The following is a 13035-nucleotide window of genomic DNA, read 5'->3' on the forward strand; positions in this document are numbered from 1 at the left end:
ACCTGTGATGGGGCCACCTACAGTGTGCGTTACACGGTTCCGGCCGGGGTGACGGTGGTAGCCAGTACGGGTGTGGTGAGCAATGGGCTGATCAGTGGCATCGCGCTGGGTACGCCGGTGAGTGTGACCGCGCTCAATGGCGTGTGTCCGGCTCAGGTGGTGAGCCTGGCCTCGCCGACGGATTGCCCACCGCCTTGTAGCCTGACGGCAACATTGGTCGCCAGTGCCCCTCTGGTGTGCGTTGGCAGCCCATTGAGTTTGTCAGTAACCATCACGCAGGCTGGCACATATACCTATATCTGGAGCGGTCCGAATTTTAGCACGACAACAACAGTACCGACGGTGACGATTGCCAATCCAACAGTAGCTTATAGCGGAAATTATACTGTTGTTGTAACGAACGGGGTTTGCAGCGCAACCGCGGTTACGCCAATTTCCGTAACGGTTGCTCCAGCACCGTCTCCGGTAAGCGATCTTCTATTGTCAATTTGTAATAATGAAACGGTCGATCTGGCTTCTCGTTTCCCAGCAGGTGGAATGTTTAGCGAATTGACAAGTAGTAGTGCCTTGACGGGATCCGTCTTCAACGGTATAGTATCGCAATCGGGCATCTACCGGGTGCTATATACTTCGGCGGTAACCGGTTGTGGTAGTTCAACGGCTGTGGCTACGATTGTTGTCCGTAGCTGCTCACCGCCACCCTGTAACTTCCCGATCAGTACGGCAGTTGTTGATGCCAATTGTGGCGCTAACGACGGTCGGGCCCAAGCCCTTGTCGGTGGCTTGCCTGCTGGCGCGAGCGTGGGGTATAACTGGAGCAATGGTGCCAGTGGACCGCAAATTACAGGACTTATTGCTGGAGTATACTCAGTAACGGCCACGGTCACCAATGTGCCAGGATCTAGCTACCTGAATGGTTGTATTTTGGTTGACACAGTCAACGTGAACAATATTGGCGGTCCGGTAGCAGTAGTTGGTTCTACCTTAGCCGCCACTTGTCCAAATAATAACGGTCAGGTGACCCTGAATATCCAAACGGGAACGGTTCCTTTCGTCATCAGTTATACCGGGCCAGTCAGTGGCTCTCTGACCGTGGCGAATCTGGGAACGCAGACGGTAACGGGTTTACCAGCGGGTGATTATGCGTTCCAGATTTCGAGCACAGTAAATGGAGCTACCTGCTCGGGGTATGTACCCGTACATATCGCACGGGATGATGCTGGTCGGATTGCGGTAACGGGTGTACCAACCAACGCAACGGCTTGTGGTTCACCTTCGGGTCAGATTCAGTATACAGTTAATTTGCAACCAGGTGTTCTAGCTCCATTTACTTACCTGTTTAACGGGCAGGTCGTCAGAACCTCGAACTCACCCACGTTTACATTGACGAATGTGGTAGCTGGGGCATATCAGATTGGCGTCCGGAGCGCGGATGGCTGTGCATCAGATGAAGTCACAGTAATCATTGAAGATACGGGAGCGCCGGCGATTACGGGCTGGACCGCGAATCAGGCTCTATGTCCGGGTGATGTAGCTTCACTCGTCTTCGCGGGTGGTCAACCGGCTACGACTCGGTACCAAGTAATCAGTACTGAAAACGGAGGTACGCTGGCATCCGTGACAGGAAACCAGTCGGTTACTTTGACGGTGAGCGAAGGTTCCTATGCGGTTATTCGAACAAGCAATGCAGATAATTGTACCGCCATCGATGAGCTATTGATTCAGGCACCATCAGGGCTGGATTTCAATGTCCAGTATTCTGCAGCTACTTGTGCTCCGAATGGCGCTCCACAGGCTAATGGTAGCATTCGCGTGGTACAAATTGAAGGGGGCCAGTCGCCGTATACCGTGCGTATTTTAGATAATAATAACACGGTGGTTAGCAATGCCGATGCCTTGTCAGCGGGCAACTACGTGATCGAGGTTCGGGATGCCAACAATTGCGCTGGCATCCAACAGATTCTGATTACCATTCCGGGTTGCCAGGTGGTTTGTCCGGTCTTACCGCTGAATACAGTGGTTGTCGACGCTAACTGTGGTACAAACGACGGTACTGCCATTGCTTCCCTAGGTGGTTTACCAACCGGCAGCAGTGTGGACTACACGTGGAGCAACCAGCCTAATGAGAATGGTCCAACCACGCAGGGGTTGAGCGCAGGCATCTATTCGGTTACGGCAACAGTAACTAGTACACCAAATGGTAGTTTTGTAGGGTGCCAGTACATCCGTACAGTGAATGTCAACGATAACGGAGGCCCGGTTGCGACGCTCCGTGCGGTTACACCTTCCCGTTGTTCAGTCAATACGGGCATGGTCTCACTGAGCATAACATCTGGAACGGCTGGTACTGCACCTTACACGGTGAGCTGGACCGGACCGGTCAGTGGTACTCAGCAAGCTCCAAATGCTTCGTCGGTTCTAATTTCGAACCTAGCTCCAGGCAGCTATACCATGGTGGTTACAGCCACGGGCTCGACCTGCCGTAGCGTGCTTGATGTAACGGTTCCGGTTTCGACCTCGGCCGACATTACATTAACGGCACAGGCGACACCCGCGGGAAGCTGCGGAGCCAGCAACGGCGCTATTAATGTAAATGTAGCGGGTGGAACTCCTAATTACAGCTTTACCCTGAACGGGCTGCCTTATGCTACGCAGGCGTCGGGTGCGCTTTCGATTTCGAACCTACCTGCGGGCTATTACACGATTGGTGTTACGGCCGCCAATGGCTGTACGACTAGCACTTCCGCATTGATCGGCACATCAGATGGACCTGCCGTTACTGGCTGGACCGCTCAGAGCCCGCTCTGTCCGGAAAATACCGGAACATTGACGTTCGCTGGCGGGCAAGCGGCTACGGTTAGCTACCGAGTATTGCTGGAAGGAACGACGTTGATTGCCTCAGTGCCAGGAACGACAAGTACGACCCTTGCCGTCTCACGGGGTAAATACATCATTGAACGGTTGGATGGTAACTGTATCAGTTCATTCCAGTCTTTCTCAATCAGCTCTCCGGATGGTCTCGACTTTAACGTACAATATTCGGGCGAAACCTGCGCTCCGGGTGGCAACAGCAACCACGATGGCAAAATTCGGGTGTTGCAAATCAATGGCGGTACTGCGCCCTACAGCGTAACGGTGCTCAACAGTCAGAACCAGGTCGTAACCGATCTGAATGCACTGGCAGCTGGACAGTACACCGTCCGGGTATCCGACGTCAACAGTTGTACCGGAGTGAGCAGTGTGCTGATAACCGTACCTCCTTGCCCAATGGTTTGCCCGGTCCTCACCTTTAATAAGACTGTCCTTGACGCGACCTGCGGCCTGGCCAATGGTACGGCAACGGCGACCTTACTGGGAGCACCAACCGACGCATTCGTGACTTATGTCTGGACCGGTAATCGGAGTGGCACTAGCATTAGCAACCTACCGGCCGGTGTTTACAGCGTGACGGCAACGGTGACGACGCAAAATGACCTCTTCAACGGTTGCCGCTATACTGATGTTGTTCACGTCAGCGAGATCGGTGGACCGGTTGCCAAACTGGTAACGACGACGGCTGCGAGATGCAACGCCAATGGAAGCGCCATCCTCAACTTGGAAGGTGGTTCGGCCCCGTACACGGTAAGCTGGAGTGGCCCGGTAGCGAGCTCACAACAAGTTTCCAGTGCCGGACCCGTGTTGATAAGCAGTCTGCCGACGGGTAATTATAGCTTCACGGTAACTGGTGGAACCAGCACGTGTCGATCGCTTGAGGAAGTAACGATTCCGTACAATGCTACGGCGGTCATGCAGGTAGCGGCAGCCGTCACGGATGCAACTTGTGGTGCTTCGAACGGAGCCATCACCGTAAGTGTCACGGGTGGAACCGGTCCTTTCCTGTATACGGTAAGTGGCTACATCACCCGCAATAGCAATAGCCGCACCGAAACGTTTACCAATCTGCCAGCCGGTGCCTATACAATTACGGTGACGGATGTAAATGGATGCTCGGGAACCCCGTCAAGCAGTGTTCTAATCAACACCCAAGGCAGTTCACCAATATCCGGCTGGACGAAGGCCGACAGCCAATGTGCGGGTACGGGCGGAACCCTTCAGTACACCCCGACCCCGGGTCTGGCCAGCGACCAGTATGTAGTGCGCATTGCAGGCTCGAATACGATTATTGGCCAGACTGCTGGTAATGTGCCACTGACGCTCAGCGTTCCGGGTGGAACCTATGAAATCACTCGCACAAGTTCGGGATCCTGCCCGGCAGTCAGTAGGATTACCCTAATCGTTAATCAACCGGCAGGTCTGGAGATGAATGTCCAATATGGTCAGCCAACGTGTAGCGCAGCGACGAGTGGTAGCCTGGCAGTTGTTCAAATTTCGGGAGGAACAGCACCGTATTCAACAAGTGTAACCAGTGCCAGTGGGGTGGTTTCGAATCTGTCTACCCTTGCTCCGGGCAGTTATACCGTAACGGTAACCGACACGCGTGGATGCTTTATCAGTCAGGTCGTTAGCTTAACGACAGGCCCTTGTGCGAGTTGCTTCACCCCGTTGGTATACTTGCAGGGAGGTTTGGTCGATGACTTTGGTCTCTGGCCAGGAAACCCGGTATATGGAGCTAATAATGAACCTTTAATGCGGGATGACCTGCGGAGGTTGAACCTGCTGCCGCTGACGGATCCTTACCGGGTTGCACCTTATAACATGACGTTCAACCACGTGGCGAACCCCTACAATGAGGTCATCACGAATCCGGCGGTGACACTGGCGGCCCGGGGAGACAGTTCGGTGGTTGATTGGGTGTTCCTGGAATTCCGGGATCGGACCAATCCGGCTACCGTCCGATATACCCGCTCAGCTCTCGTGCTACGAAATGGTAAAATTGTCGATGTGGATGGCCGTACGTGTCTGCGGGTCGATCACATCACACCGGGTGACTATTACGTGGCGGTGCGTCACCGGAACCACTTGGGTGTAATGACACAGACCACTCGGTCGATTAATGTGGCGGGCTCCGATGTAATCGTTGATTTCAGGACGTTAACACCCCAGCAAATCTGGCATGATGCTAGCAATCCTGGGCCGGCGGGACTGTATGGGGATAAAGAACGGCGCAGTCTACCGTGGGGTGCAAACTTGCCGACAACCACAACGTACTACGCTCTCTGGGGAGGAAATGCCAACCGGGAGGACCGGACTGTTTTCCAGGGTCAGTTGAACGATGTGAACGAGGTATTTAACCAGGTTATCACAGCACCGGGTAACTTCCTGAATTCAAATTCGTACGTGCGGCCTGGCTACTACAGTGGGGATGTCAACCTGAATGGTGTGACGGTCTTCCAGGGTCAGCAGAATGATGTAGACATCATCTACAACATTATGATTCAGCACCCGAGCAATATCTTCAACGTGAACTCATTCAACATTGTAGAACAATTGCCTCGGTAAGATGAAAACGGAAAAGGGCCGCGGGGTGTACCCGTCAACGAGAATAAAAATGAGTAACAAGCTAAAAGACGCGATTGCAATGAAAACGTGGATCATGATGCAAAACAAGATGTGGACGATGCTGCTAATGGGGCTATTCAGCCTGTTTAGCTCGCTCGTTTCGGCCCAGGTTTGTGATCCTTTGGGCCAGACGCCCCTGGTGGACTTCCGCTTAACATATGATCCGGGTGCCAATCGCTATACGGCTTGGTATATTCCGACGGCCAACAATCCGCACCGCTTGGTGACTGGCCAATTTACCATTGTGACGAATAATGGATTTACAACGCCGGGGGGGAATGGGGCGGATGCCCCCCTGGTCATTACGAATATTAACGGAACGTGGGCGGATCAGGCTTTTGACAATGAGCTCATTGCCAGCTTGAATCAGCCAACCGTGCCCGTGCTAGATGGCTATACTGTGCACCAGGTTGGGAAAGCCCCAACGGGGGACGATGTGGATCCTGATGGCCCATCCGGTCCACTGAACAGTGATTCCCCCGTTACTGCCGGGGTGCCCGTACCACTATTTTCCTTTCCAGGAAGGGGTTGTGCCTCAGATGTTCGTATCCTGGTCAATGGCGAACCCATCCAGCAGCAGTTGATGCAAAATTTTGGGTTCAATACAAATAACCAATTGAGTTTCACGATCTCCCGGCAAGCTGGCTCTCCAACATTAGATCGTTATTGTAAAAATGATGCACAAAGCCAGGTTGTTCTTGTTTTACCCGATATACAAAACGATTCATTATCACTATGTGCGACCTCTACATCCTACAGTAATAACTATTTTACCCAGGTACTCAGAAATTGGAACCCGGCAAATTTACCGAATGGAACGTCGGTCGTTCCGACCAGCTCCCAGCAGTGGGGCAGCTTTACGGTCACCCCGGCGTCGCTGCAATCCAATGTTTCCGTTGATCCGGCAACGGGGGCCTATACCATTACTTTTCCAACCGTTGGTGGGGTAACCCAACCCGGTTCGGTAACCATTTGTAACACCCTGCGGGATATTTGTAATACCGCAAGCGACCAGGCGTGCGTCATCGTCTCGTGGCTTAGTTCCGGCCAAGTGTCGATTACAAGTGCTCCGACGGTCTGTCTTACGAATGGATCCGCCACTTTCTCACTAAGTGCCACCAACGGATTCACCACTTACAATTGGTCCGGAAGTGGCTTGGCAACAGCAACCGGTAATCCAGTGACCGCTACGGTCTCTACGGCCGGGGTTTATTCCTATACCGTCCTTGCCACGAATGCCCAATCCTGTTCCGCTACCGCCATAACATCCGTAACGGTGTTGAATGGAGCCGAAATAGAGGGCATCATTCCAACGAATCCCACAACTTGTCCGGGAACGGATGGATCGGTTGTCTTGACCGGTCTGGTGCCTGGTCAGAGTTATTCGGTAACCTATACCCGAAACGGAGCCAATCCCAGTACGCAGACGGTGAACTCCAATAGTTCTGGGCAGGTTTCCTTAACGGGGCTATCTGCCGGAGTTTATTCATTTACGGCCTCAAATGGTGTGTGTGCAAGCACGCCATTGTCAACTACGCTCACCGACCCGAATCCACCCGCTCCGCCGACCCTTTCCGTAGGACCGTCGGCTACGATTTGTTTAGGTAACAGCTTAACTGCCACCGCAACCGGGGTGTCAGGCGCAACCTTTTCGTGGACCGGTGAGAACCTGAACTCAACAACGGGGAGCGTGGTTACGGCCCTCCCCGCGACAGCAGGCCAATTCGTTTATACCGTGACGCAAACGGTAGGAGGGTGTACCTCACTCCCGGCGAGTGTTACGGTAACGGTCAACCCTACACCGACCATCACGGTGTCACCCGTAGCTGTGACAGCTTGTGTCGGTGGTAGTTTCGATCTTTCAGCAACCGGCACTCCAACCGGAAGCTATACCTATACGTGGACCGGACCAAACTTTTCAACAACGACTACAACCTCTCCACTTACCGTCTCGAGCGCATCCTTGTCCAACAATGGTGCGTATACGGTTTCGGTAAGAGATGCCAATGGCTGTTCAGCCACGAGCACCACGGCGGTTTCGGTCAGTGTGACCAATTGTTGTTCTCTTTCTGTAACCGCCATACCCAGCCAGACGGTCACTTGTGCGGGTACCCCGGTTACCTTATCGGTTACCACTTCCGGGGCGATTGGTACCTTGGGCTACCAATGGAGCCCCAATGTGACGCCGGGTAATAGCCAGAGTATTTCCGTCAACCCGACTGCTACCACGACCTATACTGTTGTCGTCACGGATCAGGGAGCTGCCAATTGCAGTGGAACAGCTACGATTACGGTTAATGTCAATCCTACTCCCGTTGTTTCGATAGTGGCCACCTCCAACACGGTATGCGCCGGTAATCCCATTGTATTAACAGCTAACGTAACAACGGGCACAGTACCCCCTTACAACTATAGCTGGGTCGGTCCCAATTTTGCAACAACGACCACGACGAATACGATCAGTATCCCCAATGCCACCGCGGCCAACAGTGGTAATTACACCGTCACCATTACAGACCAGAACGGTTGCACGGCAACCGCTGGTATACCCGCTTCCGTAACGGTTACGCCTTCACCGGTCTTTACTCTAACCCCAACGAATCCGACTAGCTGCCCTGGTACGGACGGTAGCCTGACCATTGGTAGCTTGATCAGCGGGCAATTGTATTCAATCAGCTATAGTCGAAACGGAGGAGCTCCCATATCTATCGCTCAGACCGCCACCGCTGGGCAAGTGCTGCTGAGTCCGTTGACTTCCGGCGTCTACTCAGTGACGGTTTCTCTCAATGGTTGTGTGTCGGCCCCGCAATCCGTTACTCTTACCGACCCGACGCCACCAGCCCCACCGGTCATTACCGTTTTACCTTCTGCTACGGTTTGCCTGGGCACTTCACTCACCCTATCAGCCACAGGAACGAATCTACAATGGACGGGCACGAACCTGACCCCTATGGTTGGAAGTCCGGTTATGGCTACACCAGCTGCTTCCGGAACCTTCACTTATTCTGTAACTCAGACCGTCTCGGGTTGTACATCGTCGCCGGCTAGTCTGATAGTAGTCGTTAACCCGGTACCAAGCATTATCAGTCTGACGGCTCCACCGACATGCGTTGGCCAAGCGATGAGTCTGTCGGCTACGATTTCTGGTGGAACAGGGCAATATATCGTGAATTGGCAGACGCCGGACGGCCTGGCGTTAGTAGGGAATCCACTGACGAGGGCGAATGCTCAGGTTAGCATGGGAGGAACCTATACCGCGATTGTCAGCGATGCGAACCTTTGTACGACGAGCCAAACGATCAGCACATCTGTGGGTGTAGCTCCGAGCGTGATCGTACAGCCACAGCAAGTATGTGCGGGCAATGATGTAACCCTCACCGCCACGGCTGGGGCTGCAAATTATCTATGGTTCGGCCCCAATAATTTTACGGCATCGGGCCAGATAATTACCCTCACAGGTGTCGACGCTTCGGATGCGGGTAGCTACACGGTTGTTGTGACTGGCGGCAATTCATGTACAGGAACCGCCACGGCAGATGTAACGGTCAATTTGTCTCCCGTAGTCAGTGCTTCCTTCTTTTCCAATACAGTATGTGTTGGTAGTCCGCTGAATTTGTTTGGCAATATAACTACGGGGACAAGGCCACCCTATGAGTATAGCTGGACCGGACCGGACGGCTTTGGTTCGACCAGCCAGAATCCATCCATTATTTCCGCTCAGGTAAGCAACAGTGGTAGCTATACGTTTACGGTAACGGATATGAACGGCTGTAGTGCTACGGCAACAACACCGGTTGCGGTTTCCGTCGTTGACTGTTGCCCACCGCGGATCGCAACGATTTCCATAACGGCCGAGGATCCGGCTTGTGGGGCTAGTAACGGTTCCGCCACGGCTACTTTATTGCCAGCGTCTGCGGCAGGAACTCAGGTAACTTATCAATGGCGCAATGTAGCTTCGCAGGCTCTAATTAGTACTGCCGCTTCAGTTAGCGGGTTGACCGCTGGAGTCTATTCCGTTACGATTACCGAAACCAACGGAAATTGTGTTCAAAGCTTTACCAATACGGTCGCCATCAGTGAGGCTCCGGGACCCAATGTCGCTATAACGCAGGTAAGCGGTGCCAATTGTGGCGCATCGAACGGTAGTGCTACCCTAGCTATCAGTGGGGGGACAACCCCTTACACTATTAGCTGGAGTGGTGCCAGCAGTGGCAGTACAACAACATCATTGACTGAGATCCAAATTAACGGCTTGGCGGCCGGTAACTATATTTTTACCATAAACGGTCAGGGGAGTACATGCCGGGGTATACAAAATGTAACAATTCCGATGCTGCCCACCAGCTTAAGTTTGACGACGGAGGTAAGTCAGCCGGTTACTTGCGGTACTTCCGGTACGGTTGTCATTAGCTGGAATTCAGTAGGTGGACCCTATCAGTTAACCATTGATGGAGTGGCGACACCCGTTACCGGCACTTCTCAAACGCTGATAGTAGCCGCCGGCACGCATAGCATTCAAATAGCAAGTGGAAACCCACTCTGTGTATCAGATAGCAAGGTTGTGGTGATCAATCCGGTTCCGGCACCTTTGGTTGTGGGTTGGGATATTCAGCAACAGCCCCTTTGTGCGGAGCAGATGGGAATTATTCGGTTTACAGGTGGACAATCGTCAACGACCCAATATACCCTCTCGTATATAAACGGACCCCTGATTGGCACCACAGCGGGAAATGTTCCACGTACGTTTAATGCAGGGGCTGGTCAATATGTGGTGACCCGGATTGAACCAAGTGGATGTAGCAGTTCACTGCCATTTGAAATAGTGGCCCCAGCACCGATCAGCTTTAATGTGCAACCGACCGTTGGACTGTGCGGGCAACCAGGAAGTTTGGTCGTCACCAACATCAGTGGCGGGACATCCGGTTATACCGTTACGTATGCGGGACCGGTTTCTGGCAGCTCGGCAGCGGGCATCGACATCACGGGATTACCGGCTGGCACCTATAGCATTACGGTGACTGATTTCAGGGGCTGCACGGCTAACCGGACAGTTGTACTCAGCAGTGAACCGGGCCCTGCGGTGGAAGCTTTCATTAGTAGTAATACAACATGTGTAGGGAGTAGCTTTACACTCAATGCAACCGTAACACCAGCTGGAAGTTATACTTATACCTGGCGAGGTCCAGCTAATTTTACGGCCAACGGCTCTGTCGTAACGGTGGGTCCGGCTACTTTAGCCCAAAGCGGCAGTTATACGGTGGTAGTCACCTCATCAACCGGGTGTTCAACCACGCAGGTGACGGCGAATACCATTACTGTTACTGATTGCCAGCCACCTTGTACAATTGGGATTAATGTGATCACCAGCAATGCTCATTGCAGCCAATCAGATGGCCAGGCGACAGTAACGGCTGTGGGGGGAAGTGGAAACTATTCGTATCGGTGGAGTAACGGAGTAAATACACCGACGATAACGGGGTTAGCAACAGGAGTTTATTCCGTTACAGTAACCGATGCAATATCCAGCGCTTGTTTCTCAACGACACTCATTACGATTGGTAATGCAGGCGGCCCTCAAATCGCAATTTCTAACTTAACACCGGCTACCTGTGCCGGGGCAACAGGTGCCGTGAGTGTAACTGTAACTGGAGGCAGCCCAATCTACACCTATCAATGGAATAATGGAGCCGTAACCAACAGCCTAAATGGCATCATTGCGGGAGTCTATAGCGTGACGGCGACGGATCAAAACGGTTGCAAAGATGTTGAATTGATTACCATACCCAGCACACCGGGTAGCTTAACGGCTACCATTAGCAGTACGGCTTCAACATGTAATCAAGCAAACGGGACAGCTACTGTAATAGTAAGCGGTGGTAGCCCTAACTATTCCTATCGGTGGAATAGTGGTGGGACTTCTAATCCGATCAACGGCTTAGTTGCGGGAGTTTACAGTGTGACAATAACCGATGCGAGCCAATGCTCAGTAACGGCATCGGTACGTGTAAATGATGCAACGGGACCCCAGTTTACAATAAATAAAACCAATATTAATTGTCAGGGAGGAGCCAACGGCAGTGCATCCGTAAACATAACGAACGCTATTGGTTCGGTTACTTACCTGTGGAGTAATGGTGCTGTTGGAAACAGCATCAGTGGGTTGACGGCTGGAACGTACAGCGTAACAGTGACCGATGGCAACGGATGTAAATCAGGTGATATCGTAACAATTACTCAACCTACTGCGATCGTAGCAGAGTTGTCAGCTTCGACGATTGCATGTGGTGGCAGCACAGGCAGTATAACAATTACCAACGTGCGTGGAGGCACTGGTCCAGGTACCTACAGCTACCGGTGGAACAACGGTTCGACGAATGCCAATCTGATGGGCGTAGCTGCAGGGGTTTATAGTCTGACGATCACCGACGGGAACGGCTGTATCGCAACGGGTACAGCAACTTTGGTTTTGCCCACAGATTGTCCTACTTGTCAACCGCCGATGTTAACGGTATCGACCCCAATTTGTAGTACAGTGACCGGTGGATTGTATACAGTAAGTTTTGTTAGCAGCACAACGGCTGTAAGTGTAGTAGGCGGAACCATTAACGGAACTACCGTCACTGCAACCAACAATGAAGCAGGTATGGTGATTACGGCTGCTGGCTTACCTGGATGCCCTGGCACCAGTTTGACCATTGCGGCACCAAGCTGCCCATCCTCTTTGACCGAGTGCCAAGGAGTCCCTAAATTGACAATTGGACAACCCATTTGTATAGATGGGCAGACTTATCAGGTAAGTTTTACGGCAGACAATGGATTTGTAAGCACTTCTACACCATCGGCAGTTATCAATGGTAACCTAGTTACGGCGCCAGTTGGTACAAACTTCACAATGAGTATCACTGGCTCAACTACTGCCTGCGGAAGCTATAGTTTACTTGTAGGAAGTCCAGCGGATTGCCCAGATTCGACCACTGACTGCAGTGGCTCTCCCTTGGCTTCGGTATCAGGTCCTAGCTGCAACGGAAATACTACTTACGCAATTAATATAGCCATTCCGACCGGAGTGACTGTTGTGAGCTCAACTGGGGCACGTTTGACCAGTAGTGGTAGTCTGACGGCTTCAATAGGAACAAGTCTGAGTCTGACGGCGAGTAATGGTATCTGTCCACCTCAGTCGTTAACCATTGCATCCCCCGTGAACTGTCTGCCGATCTGTCCCAAGCCGGTGTTGACGGTCTCAGGTCCGGAGTGTAACACGACTAACAATACCTACAGTGTGACCTTCACCAGCAGCGTGGCGGCCGTAGTGGCCAGTGCGGGCACGGTGCAGGGCACTACGGTGCTTAATATTCCCTTCGGCACCAATGTGGTGATCAGCGCCAGCAACAGCTGCGGGGTGACCTCGTCCACGGTGGTAGCTCCGCCCACGTGCAGCTTCCCGGAGCCGTGTACGGCGGTGGCGCAGTTGTCGGTGGGTCAGGCCGTGTGCCTGGGTACGAGTAGCTATCAGGTGAGCGTAACGGCCACGAGTGG

General features: G+C 52.8%; 2 protein-coding genes. Both read left to right on the forward strand.

The features are described from left to right. Positions 1-24: 24 nt before the first annotated feature. Positions 25-5439 (forward strand): hypothetical protein, encoded by a 5415-nt coding sequence (locus ACYVH9_RS30350; RefSeq protein WP_460640214.1) that lies wholly within the window; start codon positions 25-27, stop codon positions 5437-5439. A gap of 79 nt (positions 5440-5518) precedes the next feature. Continuing rightward, on the forward strand, positions 5519-13035 hold a 7517-nt coding region (locus tag ACYVH9_RS30355; protein WP_460640215.1), incomplete at its 3' end, for a beta strand repeat-containing protein.

It is taken from the genome of Larkinella harenae, from assembly GCF_054780515.1.